The organism is Pyrinomonadaceae bacterium, assembly GCA_036277115.1.
Taxonomy (GTDB): Bacteria; Acidobacteriota; Blastocatellia; order Pyrinomonadales; family Pyrinomonadaceae; genus UBA11740.
This window is the reverse complement of sequence record DASUNM010000024.1, coordinates 41,275-63,253: the sequence shown is the minus strand read 5'-3', so window position 1 is coordinate 63,253 and position 21,979 is coordinate 41,275. Positions and strand designations below refer to the sequence as shown.

Genomic DNA, 21,979 nt, shown 5'->3' with positions numbered 1-21,979 from the left:
GGATTGAATCTACGCTCGTGTCAACTGCCGGTACTTAATCCGATGCGGCACTTCGGCCTCTGATCCCAGGCGCGCCTTGCGATCCTCTTCGTAGTCCGAATAGTTACCTTCGAACCAGACGACTTTACTGTCGCCTTCAAACGCCAGCATGTGCGTGGCAATCCGATCAAGAAACCAACGATCGTGTGAGATGACAACGACACAGCCGGCAAAATTCTCCAAAGCCTCTTCCAACGCGCGGAGAGTGTTTACATCCAGGTCGTTCGTCGGCTCATCCAGAAGCAAAACGTTCGCGCCTTCCTTCAACATCTTGGCGAGATGCACGCGATTCCGTTCTCCGCCGGAGAGTTTGGACACTTTCTTTTGCTGATCTGAGCCGGAAAAGTTGAAGCGGCCAACGTAGGCGCGCGAATTCACCTCGCGAGTACCGAGCTTGAGCATGTCCTGTCCACCTGAGATTTCTTCCCAAATTGATTTGTTTGCATCAAGCGTGCGGCTTTGATCGACGTAAGCCAACTGCACCGTTTCGCCGATTCTAATCTGACCGCTGTCCGGTGTTTCGTCGGCCGTAATCATGCGAAACAGAGTTGTCTTCCCTGCTCCGTTCGGACCGATGACGCCGACAATGCCTCCCGGAGGAAGCGCGAAGGTCATGTCCTCAACCAGCAATTGGGCGCCGTAGGCTTTGCTCACTTTGTCGGCTTCGATGACGACGTCGCCGAGACGCGGACCCGGAGGAATGTGAATCTCCAGGTCTTCGCGCCGTTTGTCCGACTCTGCCGCCAGAAGGTTTTCGTACGCGTTGATGCGCGCCTGGCCTTTCGCTCGTCTTGCTTTTGGCGACATGCGAATCCATTCCAGCTCGCGCTGTAAGGTCTTTTGCCGCTCGCTTTCAGATTTCTCTTCGCGTCGCAAACGCTCCTGCTTTTGTTCCAGCCAGCTTGAATAGTTTCCTTTCCAGGGAATTCCCTCGCCGCGATCCAATTCGAGAATCCAGCCGGCCACGTTGTCGAGGAAATATCGATCGTGCGTCACGGCGATGATCGTTCCCGGATAGGTTTGCAAGTGATGTTCAAGCCACGCGACGGACTCGGCATCAAGGTGATTAGTTGGTTCGTCCAGCAACAGGATGTCGGGTTTCTGAAGCAGCAGCCGGCAAAGCGCGACGCGTCGTCGTTCGCCACCCGACAAAACTTTCACCGGAGTATCAGGCGGTGGACAACGCAGCGCATCCATCGCCATCTCGAGTCGCGAATCCAAATCCCAGGCGTCCAGTTGATCCAGCTTCTCCTGCACGACGCCCTGCCGTTCGAGCAAGCCGTTCATCTCGTCGTCGGACATCTCCTCGCCGAACTTCGCGTTAATCTCCTCATACTCCTTCAGGAGGGTTACCGTTTCCTTCACCGCCTCTTCGACGACTTCACGAACCGTTCGCGAGTCATCAATCAACGGCTCCTGTTCGAGATAGCCGACGGTGTAGCCGGGCGAAATCACCGTCTCGCCGAGAAACTCTTTATCAACCCCGGCTAAGATCCGTAGCAACGAAGACTTGCCGGAACCGTTCAGGCCAATCACGCCGATCTTCGCGCCGTAGAAGTACGAGAGATAAATGTCTTTCAAGACCGGCTTCTTGTCGTAAAACTTACTGACGCCGACCATTGAGTAAATAACTTTGTTAGGCTCTGATGACATGGTTCACGCTATTTCTTATCCGCTTCCAAAAAGATTGTCCAACGCTGGATCGATTTCTATGAGCACACCTGGTTTTTTCCAACGGCAAGCTACCCTCTTTTCTTATCGGGCCTCGGGAAAAAGCCTGATTGCGGTTTGGGGTCCTGCGGCAAATTGGGTTTCGACTTCTGAGCGGGGTTCGCGCGTTCCAACTTATCTTTCTTTATCGCTTCCAGCCGACGCTTTTTTGCACGCTTATTCATGAAGAGATTATAGCTTAGAAGAAAATCGATCGCTTCAGCGCCAGCCGTGATCCGCCTTAAAACGCTAGTGATCGGCGGAAGATGGAAAGGAACTTTACGTTGTCTTTCAGGATTGCCGCGACTATCGCCGTTGGCGAGCGGCCCTTCAAACTCAGCACTCGTCCGTCTTGTTCAAATCTTATCGGTCTGCCGGCAGCAAAATAAACACGCCGTTCGACGTCATCCCTTTTATCGAGATAAAAGACCATCTGCTCAGATTCATTAAACACAAACTCAGAATATTCCTGGCGATCGGATCGAGCGACAGCGACGACAATCTTGAGCAGCCGATTTGGATAAGGTTCTTTTTCGCGGTCGCCGTAAGTGTAATAAAACTTCACCACCGGACGATAGATGCCAACCGCCGGATAAGACCCATTGTTCTTGTTTACGGCTAATTCAGTGAGGTAGATGTTCGAGTATTCAGGTTCGGCTTCGCTTTTGGCGATGTCCTGATCAATCGTCGTCCGGAGTGTGTCGATGGCCTGAATGCGGCGACCAGATTGAGCGCTGGCGCCGGCAGCGAAGAGCAGCAGCACAAAGATCGTAGTTGTAAATGTTCGGGTCATTATCGGGCTATTCTCGACTTCGTCGAGAACCCTTCCCTCTCCCAAAGGGAGAGGGATGTGCACGCGACACCCTCCGGCTGGTCAGGGCTACATCCCTGATTCGTGGAACCCGTGGCTCTTTAGTCTCTTGACTGACAACTTAATTATTTTCTTCAGCGTCGGCAGATCGACGTCAGAGAGACGCTTGATGTAAAGACACGCCTTGCTGGTCGTGTGTTTGCCGAGTTTCTTCCACAGGTCGGGGTGTTCTTCAAACCCCATCCAGACATAAAGCGTGAGGTTCTGTTTTCGCGGCGAGAAACCAATGATGGGCATGTCGCCTTCGCGCCCGGTCGCGTACTTGTAATGGTAACTGCCAAAGCCGATGATGCTGGGTCCCCACATCTTCGGCTTTTCGCCAGTGGCTTCACTCATTAACTTTGAAATTACCGCGCAATCCTTGCGCACCTGCTCGTCTGGCTGGCTCTTAATGAACTTGTCCACACTCGCCTTAGTTGGTTTTGTCTTTGCTTCTTCGGCCATTATTTTCCTCTGAGAAATGAGTATTGATGAGATCCCTTCGCTCAGTGTCTCTGTGAAATTCTCTGTGTCTCTGTGGTGAGTTTTTGTTTAGACATTTTCACCACAGAGTCACAGAGAAACCACAGAGCCACAAAGAAAAACGTAACACAGGACCACTACCATTACTGCTCACCGCACACTACTCACTGCCCACTGATTAAAGCGGGACCAATTCCGTCGTCGTGTCCCGCCGCTTTTTCTGCTTGAAACCTTTCACGAAATGGAGCGAGCCCGGCGTGTTGTATTTTTTGGCGTACGCGCCATCGACCAGTTTCTTCAAACGCTCGCTGCGCGTGAAGACGGGCCGCACCTTCATCTGCTTGCCGTTGACCTCGATTATTCCGCGCGGCTCCTCAAGAAAAGTGCGATACCAGCTCCGTTCTTTCAGGCTGTACGAGCGTACGAAGACACGCCCTTCGGCTACTACCACCCAAATGCCGATGATGCGATGCGGCTTTGTTCCCGCGCGAATGCCGAGGATCTTCGCAGCTTCGAGTGCTTCGATAACTGATTTCGGAAAACGTTCTTTCATTGGGAGCGAAAGCTACCGGATCGTCGGATACTTTATGCCCAGCTGCTCCAAATACGTTTTGTATTTCGCGGGGTCGTAATAGAACTTTCGCATCTGCTCGCGGTAAGTATCCATCGTGCGCTTGTTCATCCAAATCGGCGGCTTGTCAGTCGCCGCAATCAACGGTTGATACTTCGTGTCTTTAGTCTGCACTTCGCGAAAATATTTCCATGACTGATCGATCAATTCCGGCTTGGTCAGCAGATCCAGCATCGTCATCGCGAGGACTTTGGCGCCGGCAACGACTCCTTTGTGAGCAATCGGCGTGGCCATGGTGATCGCGTTAGACCAATTGTGACCCGGCAGGTTCGGAATATTTGACGGGTAACGCAGCCGCACGGTCGGCACATTCCACGACACGTCGCCAATATCATCTGAGCCGGCGCCGCCTTCTTCAGCGTTTGGCCCAGTGAGCGCGGCCAACTCAGTCGCCAGGCCCCGTTCAGCCACCTTCAGTTCTTTCTGCACGGCTTTCGCCAGTCGCTGATCGTCTTCACTCCACTGCGGCAGTCCCACCCGCTTGATGTTCTCGAACATCGCTTCCGCGACCGGCTTGTTGAAGTGCTGCGGCCAGGCCGCGCCCAGCGTTCGGGACGTCACCGTCGTGTCGGTCATGGTCGCGGCGCCTTGCGCGATGCGGTCGCCGGTCTTTCGCATCTCGGTGATGCGCTCATAGTCCAGTTCGCGAAAGTAGTACCAAACGCTGGCTACGGGCGGTACGACATTCGGCTGATCCCCGCCATTCGTAATCACGTAGTGCGAGCGTTGCTGCGGCCGCAGGTGTTCACGTCGAAAGTTCCAGCCGGCATTCATCAGCTCAACTGCATCCAGCGCGCTGCGACCCCGCCACGGCCCACCGGCCGCGTGCGCGCTCTCGCCTTTGAACGTGTACTCGACGGATACCAGACCGGTCGACGAAGTTTGCCCGGCAACGACGCTCAGGTTGTTTCCCACGTGCGTGAACAACACCACATCGACGTCCTTGAAATAGCCATCGCGCACAAAGAAAGGTTTGCCGGCCACCAGTTCCTCAGCCACTCCGGGCCAAAGCTTGATAGTGCCCGGCAGTTTGTGACGCTCCATCTGCCGTTTGACCGCGATCGCGGCGACAATGTTGAGCGGTACGCCAGAGTTGTGACCTTCTCCATGACCCGGAGCGCCTTCGACCAAAGGATCGTGATAAGCGACGCCGGGCTTCTGCGACGCCTGCGGAATGCAATCGATGTCTGAGCCGAGCGCGATCACCGGCTTGCCCGTTCCCCACGTCGCCATCCATGCCGTCGGAATTCCCGAGATGCCACGTTCGACGCGGAAGCCTTCTTTCTCGAGCACCCCGGTCAGATATTTCGAAGTCTCAATTTCCTGAAAGCCCAGCTCACCAAAGCTGAAGACCATGTCGACCATGACCTGCGCTTCCTTAGCCATTGAGTCGACATCGCGCGCGGCCTGGGCTTTGTGATCCTCAGACGATTGGAACGCGAGCGTCCCGCCTGCTCGTTCGTGCGTGTCAGCGCCGACACTGCCGTGCGGCATTACAACGAACAGTAACGCTAAACCTAACGTGACAATTGGGATTATCCAGACTCTGCGCATAGGTCGCTCTGCGTTTCGCTCGCGCGTTTTATCACATAACCCAGCGCCAGAGAAGAAGGAAACGGAAGGCAACTATGTGAGGCGTCGATGATCGACCATGAGGCAACGATCCTGCACGACTTTAATGCCGGCGCGGGCGAGCTGTTCGGCAACGCCGTCGTGACTGATGCCCAGCTGCATCCACACCGACTTCGGTTTCTTAGCCAGCAAATCGTCGAGGTGAGGCGGAATGTCTTGCGGGCGGCGAAACACGTTAACCATATCGACTTCGCCCGGAATCTGCTGCAATTGGCGATGAACCTTTTCGCCGAGGATCTCGGTGACGTCGGGATAGTAAACAGGTACCGGAATGATTTTGAAGCCGGCATTCTGCATGTACTTCGGAACGTAAAAGGCGGGTTGATCGGAGTGTGCTTCGGTCTTGATCCCGAGGACCGCGATGCTCTTAGTTTCCAGGAGCAGTTCGCGCATTCCGTTTGCGTCGTTGATGAGGTTGTCGCGCCAGTTTGAAGTCATCGACAGCAGATTAACGCAGCTAGTTGCGGATCATCAAAACGTCGTGCCTCGTCTTGCCCGCGCTAGGCACGCCGTTAGCTCGGCAGTCTGTGTGAAGCCGCACTCTCCGTTCCGCTGACGCTCACAGGTCGCCTTTTGATAACAGGCGAACTCCGGACGGAAGATGCAGGGACTAACGCGGTCGCCATCTGCACAGATCTCGCTGGAACAACCCGTTTTGATACAACGCCCGGCGCCCGGCGTGGGGCCACCTACTTCCGATCCCAGACGCATATAGAACTTTGTTGCTTTGAGTGTCTGGGCGCGGCCCGCGGGTCCGCGAACCGGAGAGAAATAACCGGCCACTATTACGCCGCCTGGATTAGTCATCGCCGCTGCCGCTTCAGAACCGTCGGCGTCAGTCGCCGACAGGTCGACTCCGGCGACGTTCGTGGTGACATTAAAATTCAATCGTGTCGCCGAGTGTGAAAGACAGGGGTGAGTAATGCATCGCACGCCGCGATCGCGTGCGCGGTAAAGCGTGCCGGTTGCAGCTTTATCACTCGGGCTTTGCCATGATTCACTAACGCGCAATGCGCCCAGGTTGCCGAACCTTGGGAAACTCCGCGCGATGATGTCGCCGCGCACCAGCGCCTTGCCTGGATCGACTTCCGGCTGACCGCTCCAATCGATCTCAGCGACATAGCACTCAGACATCCAGCGACCGTTCGCGCAACGCGTCCGCGATTGATTGACGCGCTTGACGAAATACCCGCCGCAAAGCGGAGAGATACAACGCCGCCTATCTTGCCGGACGAGGAAATAGTCTAACGACTCTGGCACGAGGGATTTTGTTTCGTGATTGTTTGCTGAGAGCCGCTCTGGCTCGGGCTGATGTGACGAGCCGGAGGTTGGCGGCCACATACCGACGGCGAAACTCAGAATCGCAATTACGGCAATGAAACTAACTTTCTGAACGTGACTCGTCGTAATCATTTCGATAATGCCTCCATGACGAATGTGAGCCGCCCGCGTTAATTCGAATCAAGTTTAGCCGCCGTGGGATGCCTTGGCTGATAAAGGCCGAGCTTGCCTCCGCCCGGCAAAGTTATTTTCGTGAGCAAACCCCACGGCGGTTCCTGCACTTCGGAACACCGAACGCCCTTCGCGGCCAGCGCCGACATCGTGGCCTTTAGATCTTCACACATCAAGTAGAGCTCGTGCTGATCGTTCTGCTCGCCCGGATGGCACGCGACTTCCGCCGGCGGCAAGGCGAAGATCAGCCAGCCACCACCCGCGTCAACCGAATGAAAACCGAGGACGTCTTTGAAAAACGAGCGATCGGCTTCCGCATCCTGACTGTAGATGATGACATGCGCGCCATTGATCATGACCTGGAATCCTTATCCTCATTTGGTCTTTGCACTTGTATCCGCCGCATAACGATCGTGCAAATGCACCGGGTCACGCTTCCGGTGAATACGGATGTTGAGCATCTCGACGAATACCGAGAAGCCCATGGCAAAGTAGATGTAACCCTTCGGCACGTGAACGTCGAAAGCTTCGACGATCAGGTTCAAGCCGATGAGCAGGAGAAAACTCAACGCCAGCATCTTGATCGTCGGATGTTTAGACACGAAGCGGCTCACCGGCGAAGCGAACCACATCATGAAAGCGATCGACACCACCACCGCGCCAATCATGATCCCGATGTGATCAACCATACCGACCGCAGTGATCACCGAGTCCAGGGAAAACACCGCGTCAATAATCAGGATCTGAATGACCACACTGAGGAACGTGGCGCTGACCTTGGCCGTTGCATGCCCATGAGGCGCCTCGAGGCTTTCGTGAATCTCGAAAGTCGCTTTGCCAAGCAGGAACAAACCTCCAACCAGGAGAATCAGGTCACGACCCGAGATCGCCTGTCCCAAAACTGTGAAGAGCGGCGCCGTCAAGCCGATTACCCATGAAAGGGAAAACAGTAACGCCACCCGTATCACCAGTGCCAGACTAAGCCCGATGAGCCGCGCGCGCTTTTGATCTTCAGCGGGCAGTTTACCCGCGAGGATCGAAATGAAGATGATGTTATCGATGCCGAGAACTATTTCCAGCGCGACCAGCGTTAAGAAAGCGACCCACGAAGAAGGGTCGGAGAGCCATTCCATAGAATTCTGTTCCCCTTTCGGCTGACATATTACCACTCAGCCAACTGGTTTAGTTTTTCGAAGCTGTGGAATTTCAGGCTGTGACGCAACAAGCTGCGGAGCAGCACAGATAGTTAAGCCCAGGACGAGGTTTTGCCTCGCTTTGGACTTAGCTAAGACCGCTGCTTCGCAGCTCGAGCCGCTACCAGGCCACCGCGTATCTTCCCCGGCGTGGATCGGCGCCGCCGGAAATCACGCCCGACTTCACGTCGTAGACAATGACCGTCGGCGCTGAGCCGGTCCCCCAGGCTGATTGCATGTTTATCTTGTGGCCGCGCGAGCTGAGCGCGGACGACACCTCCGCCGGTATCCGCGCCTCGAGGTTCAGCAGGCCGGCGCGAAACTCATGATTGTCGAACGAGCTGATGTAGTGCTGCGTGTCGAAGCGCGGCGCTTCGACGGCCTCCTGCGGACTCATCCCGAATTCGACGATGTTCAAAAGCACTTGCAGCAAAGCCTGATCCTGATTGTCGCCGCCGGGCGTGGAAAGAACCATGAACGGCTGGCCATCTTTCAGAATGAGCGTCGGCGTAAGCGTGATGCGCGGACGTTTGCCCGGCGCGACGACGTTGGGACTGTTCGGATCGATCAAAGCGGATTGCAGTCGCTGGCCCATCAACACGCCGGTGTCGCCGGCCACGACCGCCGGCAGCCAGGCGCCGCTCGGCGTCGCGCTGAACATGTTGCCGTCCTTATCGATGACGTTGACGCAGGTTGTGTCATTCGCTTTCAACAGCTCGGGTACGGGCGCAGCGTTGTGGGAAATTGTCGTCGCCGACGCCAGCAACGGCCTCATGTTTTCAGGGTCCCCCGGCCGCTGGGCTAATGATGCTGTTTCCTTCTCGATCAAATTGCGCCGCATCGCGGCGTAACTTTTTGAGAGAAGTTGTTCCGTGGGAATCTTCACAAACTTCGGATCGCCATAGAACCTATCGCGATCAGCAAAGCCAAGCTTCAAAGCTTCGGTGACCGTGTGAATGTATTCAGGCGAGTTGTGCCCGAGCTTTTTCAGGTCATAACCCTCGAGCAGGTTCAGCACTTCAATCAGCATCGGACCCGCGGCCCAGAAGCCGGTTTTGAAAATCTGGTAACCGCGATAGTCGCCGCGTGTCGGGGCGCCGACGGTGGCGCGCCAACCAGCCAAATCCGACGCGGCGATCAAGCCGCCGTTTGCCTGCATGTAGTCGCCGATGCGCTTTCCGATTGGCCCGCGGTAAAAATGATCACGCGCGGCCATCAACGCGGCGTGCCGGCCCTTGCCTGCATGGCGTTTCTCAGCTGCAATGATCGCGCGCAGCGTTCGCGCCAGGTCGGCCTGCACAAACACGTCGCCAACTTTCGGTATCTGGCCGTGCGGCATGAAGATTCGCTTCGCGTCCGGCCACTGCGACAAAACGGGGCCGCGCGTCTTGATGTAGTCCACGCGCAACTCATCCAATGGAAAACCGTCGGCAAGTTCAATTGCGGGCTGCATCACTTCCGCTAAAGACTTTGTCCCGAACTGATCCAAAGCGACTACGCAGGCATCAAGCACTGCGGGTACAGTCGCGGACAAAGGTCCGGTTGACGGAATTACTCCGGATCCGCCCCCCGGCATCGTCGGTCGGTCCGACGCCTTCGCTTCCTTACTCCGATTAGCGAAAAATTCGCGCGTGGCTTTCGCGGGCGCAGTGCCCATGCCTTCGATTACTACGACTTCGGATTTGTTGACGCCCCGAGATGCGGGGGTGGCGCCACGCATTTTGATCAGAATGGGAACTTCGCCTCCGAACGAGAAGTGCGAGAATTCGATCACCGAGGCCGCCAAAATAGTGGCGACGCCGGCATCCACCGCGTTGCCGCCGCGTTGGAGCATGCGCATGCCGGCTTCCACTGCGAGTGGATGGCCGCCCGCAACCACTCCGCGTCGGCCGCGCGCCACGGGCCGGAAGGTTTGTGCAGTGGGGCGCGGCAGGCCGGTCAGTAATGTGGCAAACAGAGCAAACAGTGTCAGAGCAACGAGTCTCGACCGATTCTTCATTAAGGCACCCCCAATTTCGGGAAGATTCTTATGCTTCTCACCACATCCAGTCAACAGCGCAAATTGTTTTTAGAACATACGTTCACAAGTTCTTCGCAATATTTCTGCAACCCTTGGCATTTAGAAAGGGTTTAGCATCCGTTCATTCATTGATTCTCCTTGTGAGAACTGAGACTGAAGGGTAGGGCGCCAACTTTGGGGGAGGTTGGCGCCCTTGCTTTTTTGCGTTGGCCACTCTTGCAGTTTTTTTCGTTCCGGCCATAATCCGTCTTTCCGGCTGGCCACATAACATCATGGAAACTGCTCCTTACGGATCATGGGAATCGCCCATTACTTCCGATCTTATCGTTCAAGGGTCAATCGGTTTGTCTCAGGTCAGACTCGACGGCGATGACATCTATTGGATCGAACTGCGACCGTCAGAAGGCGGGCGGCAGGTCATCGTGCGACGGACGCCTGACGGGCATAACCATGATCTGACGCCCCGCGAGATGAATGCCCGCACGCGTGTGCACGAATATGGCGGCGGTGAGTACCTGATCCACAAAGGCGACGCCTTCTTTTCAAACTTCACTGACCAGCAGCTTTACCACCAGCCCGCAGGCAACGCGCCGCGGATGATTACGAGCGACAGTGCGGGCGATGCTATGCGTTACGCGGACAGCGTCTTTGACGAAAAGCGCAAGCGCTTGATTTGCGTACGCGAAGATCACACCGCGAAAGATCGCGAGGCCGCCAGCACAATCGTCGCGGTGTCGCTCGCCGGCAACGACCCAGGCCGGGTGCTGATTTCCGGGAATGATTTCTATTCCAGCCCGCGCATCAGTCCTGACGGGTCAAAACTGGCGTGGCTAACATGGCACCATCCGAACCTGCCCTGGGACGGCTCAGAAGTTTGGGTCGGCGAGTTCGCCGCGGATGGCAGCATCCGCAATCAGCGTCGCGTGGCGGGCGTAGCGGATGAATCGATCTTCCAGCCCGAATGGTCGCCGGACGGGAGGCTCCATTTCGTTTCAGATGTATCGGGCTGGTGGAACATCTATCGCGCGAATGACGACGGCTCAGTGGAGTCTATCTGCGAAATCGAAGCCGAGTTCGGCGCGCCCCAATGGATCTTTGGCCTCTCAACCTACGCCTTCGAATCTGCTGATCGAATCGTGTGCGCGTTCTGTGAACGCGGTATTTGGAAGCTTGGTCTACTCGACACCAGCACTGGAAAACTCGAGCGCCTCGAAACGCCTTACACGGAAATCTCTTTTGTCTGCGCCGCTCCCGGCCGCGTTGTTTTCCGGGCTGGTTCACCGACTGAGCCTTTCGCGATCCTCGAGATGGATCTCGCGACGCGACAGGTAAAGGTGCTCCAGCGTGCTAACAAGATCGAGATTGATCCGGGCTATATCGCCGTTGCCGAACCGGTTGAGTTTCCGACTGAGAATGGCCAGACCGCGCATGCTTTCTACTACGCGCCGACGAACAAAGATTTTGCAGCGCCAGCCGGCGAACGGCCGCCGCTATTGGTGAAGAGTCACGGCGGACCAACATCCGCCGCGATCGCGGTGCTCGCCCTCGGCATTCAATACTGGACCAGCCGGGGGATCGCGGTGCTGGATGTGAATTACGGCGGCAGCACCGGCTATGGCAGCGCGTACCGCCGGCGACTGAACGGCAGTTGGGGCATCGTTGACGTCGATGATTGCGTGAACGGTGCGCAATTCCTGGCCAATGCCGGACGGGTTGACGGCAATCGTTTGATGATTGACGGCGGCAGCGCAGGCGGTTACACGACTCTGTGTGCGCTGACGTTTCGCGACGTCTTTAAAGCGGGCGCCAGTTACTACGGTGTCAGCGACCTGGAGGCCCTGGAGCTGGACACGCACAAGTTCGAGTCACGCTATTCACGCTCATTGATCGGCCCGTATCCCGAGCGCCGTGATCTTTACCTCGAGCGCTCACCGGTGCATTTCGCGGATCAACTTTCCTGCCCGGTGATTTTCTTCCAGGGTTTAGAGGACAAGGTGGTGCCCCCCGAACAGTCGGTAATGATGGTCGAAGCGCTTCGGAAGAAGAAGGTCCCCGTCGCCTACATCGCGTTCGAGGGAGAGCAGCACGGTTTTCGCCGCGCTGAAAACATTAAGAGATCGCTGGACGGCGAGTTGTACTTTTACTCACGCGTATTTGGATTTGAACTAGCGGAAGAAGTCGAACCGGTGGAGATCGAAAATCTGTCAGCACCGTCGCCTTCTCACGCACCAAAACTATGACTCTCATTCACACCTCCCTTCAGCGAGCTGGCGAGGATGGCAGGTGCAACGAACTCAGCAGCCGGGCGCGGCTTCCCACAAACCGTTAAAACAGTTTCGGGCACGGCAAACGAGCCTCTCACACCTCGCTGAAGCGAGGTGAATAACACCCGTCGCGTGTGCTATGAATCTCTGACTTGCAAAAAACCGCAGGGGACTCTGACCCACAAAGAAATAGGCCGCGTGGAGAGCGAATCTTCACGCGGCCTTGTTATTGGCAGTGATTGCTCACTGCCGGTTGTTTAGCGCCAGCCGCTACGGAAGCGCTTCTACGATGATGAAGAAGCGGAACGAACCGGTCTTTTCGACACCGAGCCTGAAGTTAATCAGTATCGAACTGCCGTTAGTCAGCGGCGTGCCGGTGGTGATCGTGCCCGACGACAGCGTCGAGTTGTATCCACCGCCGATGGCTTGCGCCGGAGGCGTCTCCAGCGTGGTTGCCTGCACTGCCACCGTGCACGGAGGCGAGCCTGCCCCGGCCGCGGTACACGTTGCCGAGTCGTTAACCGGACCGATGGTGGACTCAATGACCGAGGTCAACGCCCGCAAATCGGCAGTGGGACCGACCGGCGCTAGCGCCGTACTCATGTCCACGATCCGGTAACGCAAGCGCGTCACGTTACCGCCGGTGTTGTTCACCACGCGATGCCTGATGACCATCGTGCCGAAGGTGCCTTCCGGAGCCGAGCCGTTGCGGGTCCGGTTTGGTTCCGCCGCGGTGCCGACCGTGCCATCCAGCCGGAACACGTCAATGCCGCCGGTACCCGGATTGTTTGCGTTGTCACGGCGAATCGGTGACGCAATGTTCTCCGGTCCCGGAGCCCCCAGCCGCTGCTGACCCGGAGCAAAGTTGGTCGCCGCCGTATCCGCCAGCCAAAAGTCAGCCAGGTTGTTGTTGGTGTCCTTCGGAACTCCGGGCACCGTGCAACCCAGACCCTGTTGCCAGTCGCACATCTTACGGAAGAAGCTGTGCTCGGTCGTGGCATTGCCGGCAACCGACGGTAGCGTATCGGCTTCGCGCAACAGGTTGCAAACATTGCCTGTATTTAGACCGAAGCCCACCGCATCCAGCCGGTTCGCTGAAGAGATGCCGGCCAAATCCGAAGTCGAGAACAACCCGACATTAGCGTCAGTCTCGATATCGGCCGTCATCGTGAGATTGCCGGCGGCAGCGCCTGTCCCACCATAGTTGGTCAGCGTGTAAGCCGAGCCGACAAGCAGGTAATGGCCACGCGCCGGGATGATGGTGCCATTCGGAATGACGCCGAGGAGGACAGGTGTGGCGTTGCAGTCCGCACCCATCTTGTACACGCCGTAACCCGCCGACGAGTCAGTAGCGGCCACCGTCAGCGGCGAGTTCGAGTTGTTGTAGATCTCCACGAAGTCGTCGGCCGAGCCGCCCGGTCCGGACGTGCGCAGCTCAGATATCAGAACTGCACCCGCCGTATTCGCCGACTTGATTGTACCGGTGGCGTTGCCGTCGATGAGCGTGCCGCCCGTTTCACCGGAGAGCAGGACCCTGAAGGTCTCGTCCGGCTCAGACACAGCATCCGAGCAGATTGGGACGTTAATCGCCTTAACCTGCTGGCCGGCCGTGAAGGTCACCGTCCCGTTAGTCGCGACGTAGTCTCCGCCGCTGCCGCAGGTGCCGGCGACGGCCTTACCTACTCCCGCCGGTTCGTCCTGCGTAGTGAAGTTCACCGACACGGTGCCGACCGCTGGGGAATTCAGGCTCACCGTGAACACCATGTCGATCGTGTTCGGGCTCGCCGGTTCAATCGAGCTTCCATCGTTGATCCTGATCTCGGTCGCCACCTGAATGTTGACCACATCAGTGTCGCTCAGCGCACCACCGCTGCCGGTGTTGCCAAGGTCGTTGGAAGTGATCGTCAACGTAGCCGGACCGCTGAAGCTCACGTTCGGAGTGTATGTCAACCCGTTCAGCGCCGCGTTGATGTCGGTCAGCGTGCCCTGGAAGGTCATCGTCGCGTCCGCCGTGCCATCGCCCGCACAACCACCGCAACCGAAGTTAAGTCCGGTGGTGCCGTTGAGGGTCAACGTGCCGTTGGTGGCCGTCAGAGTTACCTGGACCGTGCTCGTTCCCGCATCGGCATCGGCTACCGAGATCTGGTTGCCGTTGCCGATCGAGAAGATTAGCGGCGTGTTCGACGCCGTGCCCTGCGGGCCCGGCACCGTGTTGACCGGCGCGTCGTTCGCCGCGCTCACCGTAATCGTGAACGATTGCGGCGCGCTTTGATTGACGTTGGGCGGCGTATTGCTGCCCGTGTCCGTAGCCACCACATCGAACGTCGCCGTACCGGAGGTGTTGCCGGTCGCGGTGTAAGTCAGCGTGCCGGCATTGTCGATGGCCGGTGTGCCGCTGAACGTGAGGCCGCCCGTCGAGCCGGTTTGCGTCAACGCGTATCCGACTAATGTCTGGGTGCTCTCGTCAGTCGCCGTCGCCGGACCAGGTTGGAAGTTGCTCGCGAAGCTGGGCACGCTTTGCGCGCCGGCATCCTCGGCCACTGTCGGACCTGCCGCGAGGGTAAAGGTCGGCGCATCGTCCACCGCGTTCACCGTTATCGTGAACGTCTGCGGCGCGGACGTGTCCGTGCCACCGCCGTTGTCACTCAAGGTCACGCTGAAGCTCGCCGTGCCGTTAGTGTCGGCGTTGGTCGTGTAGGTGAGATTGCCGGTGGACGTATCGATTGCCGGGCCGCTCGCGAACGAGAGATTGCCCGTCGTCCCCGTCGGCGTAATGTTAAAGGTCAACGTCTGCGTTTCGCCCGGCCCAGCCGAGATGCTGGTGGCAAAGCTGTTGACCGTCTGCGCTCCGGCGTCTTCATTAACCGCCGGTGGATCAGCCGCGATCGTGAATGACGGCGGATCGTTGACTGCCGTCACGTTGAAGCTGACGGTGGCGTTGCCGGTCTTCGGATCTGACACGAGGTTAGTCGTGCCGTCATCGGTGACCGTGTAAGTAAAGCCGGCCGGGCCGGAGTAATCCGCTGTCGGCGTGAACTCCACGTTGGTGCCGTTGATGGCTACCCCACCACCCGTCGGACTGCTCACCGCGGTGATGTTCAGCGTTTGACCGCTTTCATTCGCCGCCCCCTTGTTCGTGTCATTGCTGAGCAGGGTCGCGAACGGAATCACATACGTGCCCGAGTCTTCCGCGACATCCGAAACCGTGTCGTTTGTCGGGACCGGCGCATCGTTGACCTCCGTCACCGTCACCACAAACGTGTCCACCGCGGTCCGGCCATTCGTCGCCGTCACGGTCACCGTGATGGTGGCCGTCCCGTCCGCCGGACTATTGGCATCTGCCGCCGGCGTGATATCCAGCGTGCGCGTTGAGCCCGATCCGCCGACCAAAATGTTGGCGTTCGGAACGAGAGTCGTATTGCCGGAAGTTGCCGTCACCGTGCTGATTAACGCGCCCGTCCCATCACCCAGATTGAAGGTGATCTGCGGCACCGCCGTGTCTTCAGCCGTCGTCTTGTCGGTAATGTCTTCCACCGATGGATGCAGCTCGAATGCGCCGATGTCCACCGTTTGGGTCGTGTTCGCATCAGCCGAATCAGCCGTGCGCGGATAACCCACGCCCCGCTGATCGACCGGCAGAGTTTCGGCAACGTTCGCATCGCCGTCGAGGTCGAACGTGTCCGTCGGCAGGTTGGCGTTACTGCCTGCCTCAACTGCGGGGCCATTGGCCACTAAGGCGTGCGTCGCCGTTAGGCCGCCGTTGGTCGCGAGCATGGTATTGAGCACGGTCGTGATAACAATCGTGCCAACGCCTGCGTTGCCCACGATGTTACCGTTTGTGCCGTGCGTCAGGCCGCCGGACGTCGCGGCATCACCAACCAGGTTGTTGGAACCCGTGACCACGCCCTCTATATCGTTGGGCGTAGTCGTGCCGCTGCCCTTGAAGTTGCCTGCCACAATCGTGTTGTGCAGCGTGACTGTCCCGCCCTGCTGGCGTACCCCACCGGCGCCGCCAAGCGTGGTGTCGTCATTGTCCCCGTGGTTGCCGGTGATGGTGCTGTTGATGATCGTCGCCGTGCCACCCAGCACATCCACGCCACCACCAAAGCCGTTGGCGTTGTTGCTGCTGACCGTCGTATTGATCAGCGTCAGGCTAGTGGCTGTCGCGGTGTTTTGGATACCACCACCGTCCGAAGTCGCTGTGTTGCTAAAGATGGTGGAGTTGACGATGCTCAGCGTACCGTTGTTGAGCACACCGGCGCCGTTCGCGGCACTGCCCCCGGTAATACTGAGACCAATGATGCTTACGGTCTTGCCCGCGCTGATATCGAACACCCCACTCGTGCCGCCACCGCTCACGGTGATGCTTTCACCGCTACTGTTCCTGATGTTGGCATTCTTGGCGGCCACCAACGCACCTGTCGTTAGGGTGATAGTGTGCGGGCCCGTCCCTGGATCGATGTTGAAGGTGATGTTGTTGTTCGGTGCACTGCAAACCGTCGCGATCGCTTCACGCAATGAGCAGTTCGCGTCGCAAACGCCGTCGTTTGTATCGGCAATCGTAGTGACCACCGGGTTAATGGCGCACGCGTTGACCACCTGCGCAAGCGGGGCTGACGTCGAGCCTTCGAAATTCCCGTCGCCGGAATAGACAGCCTCAATGTTGTGAGTACTGCCGGCCGACAAATTGGAAACCGCGCATGGCGCGGAGCCACCGCTTAGCGCCACGTCGTTACAAATGACCGCGTTGCCGTTGGAGGTGTCAATAAAGTCCACCGTTCCGGTCGGATTAGGTGTTTGCGCCGGTGTCTCAACTACCGTTGCCGTGAAGGTGACCGTATCACCGTCATTCGACGGATTAACATCCGAGACCAGGTTCGTGTCGGTATCGAACAGATCAATCTGCGTCGCTGTCTTGTCTGCTGCGCCGCCGACGTTCGGATCGTCAGTAAGCACGCTCGCAAAGTTGCTGCCGGAGACTGTGCCCTGGTTCTCAACCCGCGGCGGATTAAGCAGGGTCAGGTTCGGCGGATTCTCCACCGTGACCTGGAAGGTGATGGTCACACTACCGCCCGCGGGCAACGTGCCTATGTTCGCCATGACTGTTTCGCCCGCCATCGGCGCAGGCGCCGCGGTCGCGTTTCGAGTCGCGAGTTTCGAGAGCGTTGCATAGTGGGCTCTAAGGCCCGTTCCTTCGTCACGCGTCGTGTTTCGAGTTTCGAGCTTCGAACTTGCCGCGTGATGAGTTCTAACCTCTGACCTCTGATCTCTGCTGCCCTCTGAGGCCGCATGTTGAGTTCTGACTTCTGATGCAGATTCGGACGTAAGCTTCGCCATAGCAACCGGAACGGCAACCTCGGCAATTCGTCCAAGCGAAGTAACCGTTGAACTAACCAGGCTGCTTGCATCCAGCCGCGCCGCGACCGATGTTTCAGTTGTTGGCGAGTCGATCTTAGCTACTTCGTAGCCTCGATTCAGGTTTGCCGGCTTGAACATCGCCACGGTACTGATTGGTCCCGCGATTAGGGCAACGCCTGCGCTGGCACCCGCGCTCCCGGTGTTGTTGTGTGCCGGGTTAGTGTGCGCCTCCGTCAGCTCGGTGGTTGCGTTGGCGCTAGCCGGCGAGTTGTCAACTAATTGATGTGTCGAGGCCCCGGTTTCTAAAAGTGTGATGTGGAAATTTTGTAGCTCGCCATTCGGCGGAGCCGCCGGAACGGTATTTCCTCGGATGTCGGCGCGCAGTGTGTTGCAAACCGCCAGACAGTTTGACTGCAGGAAGATCGCCGCCAGCGAGAATCCTGCGTTCTCAGGCGTGACTCTAAAGTTGATGTCGACGTTGTTGTTGGTAAGCGTTGCGTCGAGTCCACCGGTGCCGTTACGCGAAATAATTTCCATGCCTCGCCCGTTCGGCGTTTGCCGAATGGTGTTGTTGTGAATGGTCACCGTGGAGTCGGCTCCGCCATTGATGTTTACGCGGAGACCGTTACCGATGCGCGAACCAGAGTCGTTAATCGCGGCAGTGCCGATCGCGTTACCTTCGAACCTTCCGTTCAAAGTTCCACCGGTCGTGGGCGCCTGCACTGCAGAACTGAAGAAGTTAATGGCGTGGCTTTCGTGGTTCCTGAACGTATTATTGATGACCCGGTAAGTGACGTTCGCGGTACCGTCGTGGTTAAGATCCAAACCAAGATTATTGTCCTGAAAAGTGTTGTTCTGAATATTCGCCACGGTAATGGTGGCAGTCGCGCTCGCGTTTGGCTGCATCTGCATGCCGTCCGCGAACTGATTCCGAAGGACGCATCCGTCCATGGTGAAGCTGCTGAGGGTCGACGAGCCGCGGATCTCAAAATTAAAACCACTATTTAACTGCGAGTCATCAAAAACGACCCCGGTTACGTTCCAGGTGGACGTGCCGCTGCTGATCGTGGCGCCGAAGTTGTCGTGCGGAGTCGGTCCGATAAATGAGTTGGTAAAGCTGATCGTGCCATTTACAGCGGTGCCAGAGGCGAAGTTGATGTCAACACCCTTGTCTCCAGCTGCGCCGGCACTGTCGCTAATATATGACTTATTTAATGTGAACCCACTGATTGTATTGATGTCCAGGCCATCGGTGGCCGGATTGAGAATTCGGAGACGGGAAAGCGAAATGTTCGTCGCGTTGTTAATCAGAACCCCTGCCCCCGTTGAGGTTTGAATTGTGCCGCCCGTGCACTCGGCGATGACGGGTGCTGTGACTGTGGCCGGTGTGCCGACGGCGTTGACGGTAACCAAACCGCCGCACCGGTCAGAACCGGTTACTGTGCCCGCCAAGGTGAAGCTACCGTTCGTATCCAGAATCGCAATTCCATTTGTACCGGCGCTCGAATTCACCGTGGTAAGCGTCATCCCAAGCGTTGTCAGTCCGCCGGGACCGTCTATGTTAATGGCGCGGTTATTGGTGGTGTCGACAGTGCCTGACGTGTTGTTGATTGTGCCATCGGCGCCGGTGGCGACAATGCCTGGGGCGCCGTTTGTGAAAATGCTGACTGCGCCCAGGTTGTAAGTGCCTGTTCCGTTAGCAATCGTTAGCGCCTGATTAGTCATCCTCGAGCCACTCGTGCCGAGAATCATGCCATTCGAAAACGTAACATTGCCGTTAGCGTTGTTGATGTTGATGCCCGTGCTCGATGCGCCGCCCGTGATCGTTCCGGTTTGAAAGGTGATCGTGTTGCCCGTAGTCCCATCGATATTGATAACTCGCTGCGCATTGTTTTGGGTTATCGAACCGCTATAAGTAACTGTAGGATTGCCCGGCGTAGTACCGACGTTGAACGCAGGGCCGGCGGTGGGGCTCGTGATTGTTGTACCGGTTCCGAAGTTGAAGCTTCCTGCCGAAAGATTCAGGATGTCGATTCCTGCGTCGCCGCCGGCAAGCGTGGTCGTGCCCGTGAAGTTGTAGCCGCCCCCGCCGCCGCCGGTGCTGTTGGCGTTGTTGAATTGGAGGCCTTGACCAAGCGACGCGTTGAGCGTGCCGCTAAAGGTAACTGGACCGGTACTCGAGTGACCGCCCGAGATCGTCACCATTGGCGCGGCGGCGGCCTGGGTGATGTTGCCGCTGTAAGTAACCGAAATGCTGCCACCGTTAATCTGGAAGGTCGAGCCCCCGCTAGTTCCAGTAAGCTGACCGCCTCCGAGATTTGACGTACCCGTTACAGTGGTCAAACTGACTCCATTGGCGCCCGCCGTTGAATTGATCTGCGAAAAGTTCGCGTTGAGCGCGATGTTGGCCGCGATAATCGCTGGGCCGCCCGCGGTCGTATTGGTGATAGAGCCGGTCGCGGTCGTAACGTTGATGGTTCCGTTACCGCTGGCATTCAAGGCTGTGCCGTTATTTCGTGTGATGCTTAACGAATTAAACGTCATGCTCGCGTTTGCCGCGGCGACCCAATTTACTGCGGTAGCGCCTGCGCCTGTGGACGTAGCACTGGTCGCAGCCTGAAAATTGATAGCATTCGTGGCCGCGGGGGCGCTGACACTAATAGCGCTGCCAGCGCTGCTTAAAGTCGCCGCGCCCGTGACCGTTACGTTGCCGCCTCCGGCCCCGTGCAGGAAAGCTTCGTTGGCGCTTCCTGAGATTCCCAGTGTTCCAAACGTCCGGGTACCTCCCGAATTGTTCTGGAACGAAACGCCATTTGTTCCTCCCGTGACGGAGGTAGCACCGAAGTTGAGATCAGCCGGCGTAGTGCCGATGAGAATGCCCTGAGTTGTGCTGCCTGAAACCGTGGTGGATCCGAACGAGAACGAGCCGGCTCCTGCGCCGTCTGAATCGGTGACGCCGGACAGACTAATGCCCTGGGTGGCGCTCGATGTTGAGGTGACACTTATGAACCCGCCGGTGTTTGAGAGCACGCCCGTCGTCAGACTTAGAGCTTGCCCTGTACCATGCAGCAATACGTCCGGCGAACCACTGTTGCCTACCACTAGTGTGCCGAAACTCGATCCGGAGATTTTGGTTCCGGTACCGACATTACCAACCCTAAAACCGCGCAGTGTGTTACCCGAATTCAGGTTGATCCCGTTGACGTTTGCTCCAGTAATATTGACGAAGACGCCGTTGCCGGAATTCATTACCGGCAGCTGATCCGTGCCGCTCGCCGCAGGGAAGCCAGTCAACGTCGCCAGGCTCGCCGTCGCATCCTGCCCGATGAACTTCTGACCGAGGCGGAGAGTAGCCGGACCCGCATAGTCCGTCGCACTCTCATAGATGAAAATCCAGTCGTTGTCTCCGGGCTGTCCCGCTCCACCCAGGTTCGCCGCAGTGAAAGCTGCGAGTGATACGAACGGATGGGACAAACGTCCGTCGCACGGCGCGCCGGGACAAGCTCCCGCATTGTTGTTGATGAACCAGATCTCGTTAGCGACCGTGATCGTTACGGTTTCAGTCGCCGTTCCGGGGCCTACAGTTGAATGCGCGGTGTAAGTGAACGTGTCCGTTCCCGAGAAGCCGACGGGCGGGTCGTAGGTAAAGCTGCCGTCAGCAGCAATGGTGACGTTGTTAGTGCAACCACCAGTACACTGGGTGCTGGATTTGGTCTCAGCGGTAACCGTCATCCCCGAGTTGTTCCCGGTGTCAGGATCGATGTCGTTAGCGAGCAAGTCGGTTGAGCCATCAGGAATTGAAAGCCGTACGTTCCCGATCGCGTTGTACCTGTCACTAACAGCGGCGACGGCCGAACCGACTACGAGGGTCGTATGCGCGTCGATAATGTCGGTGAACGTGACCCCGGTCGCATCGTCCGTGGGGCTCACTGTTCCGTTGTTCTTGATATTGACCGAGTAATTGATCGTTCCGCCCGGCGCGACTGTGGTTGCCGTTGCCAGTCCGTCATCCTTGGTCGCGACAATCACTGGCGCGAGCGCTGGCGCTTCCGGCGCGGGTTTCGGAACCGGGGCATTGGCGAAGACATTTTCCGGCGCCGCCGCCGTCTGTTCGCGATTGTCTGTTGCCTGCCGAGCAGTTTCCGGCCCCCGGCTATTTGGTGCTGACTCGCGTCGCGAAGCGGCCGCTAGCTGCACAAACGGCATCATGATCAAGAGCGCCGAAAGTAGGGCAGCGTTGAATACTCTGAGACCGCTATTTCTGGTCGGAAGGGACGGTTGCGTCATTGGATTTAACTCCTGGTGGCAAAAAGGTAATATGGCAGGCAAACGAATCGGGAAAATCCG

The 21,979-nt window shown here is 57.6% G+C and carries 12 protein-coding genes; 1 reads left to right on the top strand and 11 read right to left on the bottom strand.

Annotated elements, in window-relative coordinates; translation table 11 throughout:
• Window positions 1-9: 9 nt before the first annotated feature.
• The 10 genes from ettA to VFX97_13830 all read right to left on the bottom strand — a co-directional run bounded on the left by ettA (window position 10) and on the right by VFX97_13830 (window position 9,989).
• The gene (gene ettA / locus VFX97_13875; GenBank protein HEX5704286.1) at window positions 10-1,692 is read right to left on the bottom strand and encodes an energy-dependent translational throttle protein EttA; all 1,683 of its coding nucleotides are present in this window, start codon (window positions 1,690-1,692) and stop codon (window positions 10-12) included.
• A 298-nt stretch (window positions 1,693-1,990) separates the two neighbouring features.
• Complete coding sequence (locus VFX97_13870) at window positions 1,991-2,542, bottom strand: hypothetical protein (protein HEX5704285.1); 552 nt, start codon at window positions 2,540-2,542, stop codon at window positions 1,991-1,993.
• Window positions 2,543-2,629: 87 nt separating this feature from the next.
• Window positions 2,630-3,064 carry a DUF1801 domain-containing protein gene (locus tag VFX97_13865; GenBank protein ID HEX5704284.1) on the bottom strand — a complete coding sequence of 145 codons (435 nt, stop codon included), beginning with the start codon at window positions 3,062-3,064 and terminating at the stop codon, window positions 2,630-2,632.
• A 196-nt stretch (window positions 3,065-3,260) separates the two neighbouring features.
• Window positions 3,261-3,635, bottom strand: a complete 375-nt coding sequence (locus tag VFX97_13860) for a DUF2255 family protein (protein ID HEX5704283.1) — start codon at window positions 3,633-3,635, stop codon at window positions 3,261-3,263.
• A 12-nt stretch (window positions 3,636-3,647) separates the two neighbouring features.
• Complete coding sequence (locus VFX97_13855; protein ID HEX5704282.1) at window positions 3,648-5,267, bottom strand: amidohydrolase; 1,620 nt, start codon at window positions 5,265-5,267, stop codon at window positions 3,648-3,650.
• Window positions 5,268-5,339: 72 nt separating this feature from the next.
• The gene (locus VFX97_13850; protein ID HEX5704281.1) at window positions 5,340-5,783 is read right to left on the bottom strand and encodes a CoA-binding protein; all 444 of its coding nucleotides are present in this window, start codon (window positions 5,781-5,783) and stop codon (window positions 5,340-5,342) included.
• 33 nt (window positions 5,784-5,816) lie between these two features.
• Entirely contained in the window at window positions 5,817-6,758 is a 942-nt protein-coding gene (locus VFX97_13845) for a DUF6748 domain-containing protein (protein ID HEX5704280.1), read from the bottom strand.
• 38 nt (window positions 6,759-6,796) lie between these two features.
• Complete coding sequence (locus VFX97_13840) at window positions 6,797-7,153, bottom strand: hypothetical protein (GenBank protein HEX5704279.1); 357 nt, start codon at window positions 7,151-7,153, stop codon at window positions 6,797-6,799.
• 18 nt (window positions 7,154-7,171) lie between these two features.
• Window positions 7,172-7,930 carry a TerC family protein gene (locus VFX97_13835; protein ID HEX5704278.1) on the bottom strand — a complete coding sequence of 253 codons (759 nt, stop codon included), beginning with the start codon at window positions 7,928-7,930 and terminating at the stop codon, window positions 7,172-7,174.
• 181 nt (window positions 7,931-8,111) lie between these two features.
• On the bottom strand, window positions 8,112-9,989 hold the full coding sequence (locus tag VFX97_13830) for a gamma-glutamyltransferase family protein (GenBank protein ID HEX5704277.1): 1,878 nt from the start codon (window positions 9,987-9,989) through the stop codon (window positions 8,112-8,114).
• 293 nt (window positions 9,990-10,282) lie between these two features.
• Here VFX97_13830 and VFX97_13825 point away from each other — a divergent pair, with 293 nt between their 5' ends.
• Window positions 10,283-12,250: a S9 family peptidase gene (locus VFX97_13825; GenBank protein HEX5704276.1), complete on the top strand. Its 1,968-nt coding sequence runs from the start codon at window positions 10,283-10,285 to the stop codon at window positions 12,248-12,250.
• Between the two features lie 294 nt (window positions 12,251-12,544).
• On the opposite strand, the gene VFX97_13820 is transcribed toward VFX97_13825, so the two are convergent.
• Window positions 12,545-21,919 (bottom strand): Ig-like domain-containing protein, encoded by a 9,375-nt coding sequence (locus VFX97_13820; protein HEX5704275.1) that lies wholly within the window; start codon window positions 21,917-21,919, stop codon window positions 12,545-12,547.
• Between the last annotated feature and the right edge of the window lie 60 nt (window positions 21,920-21,979).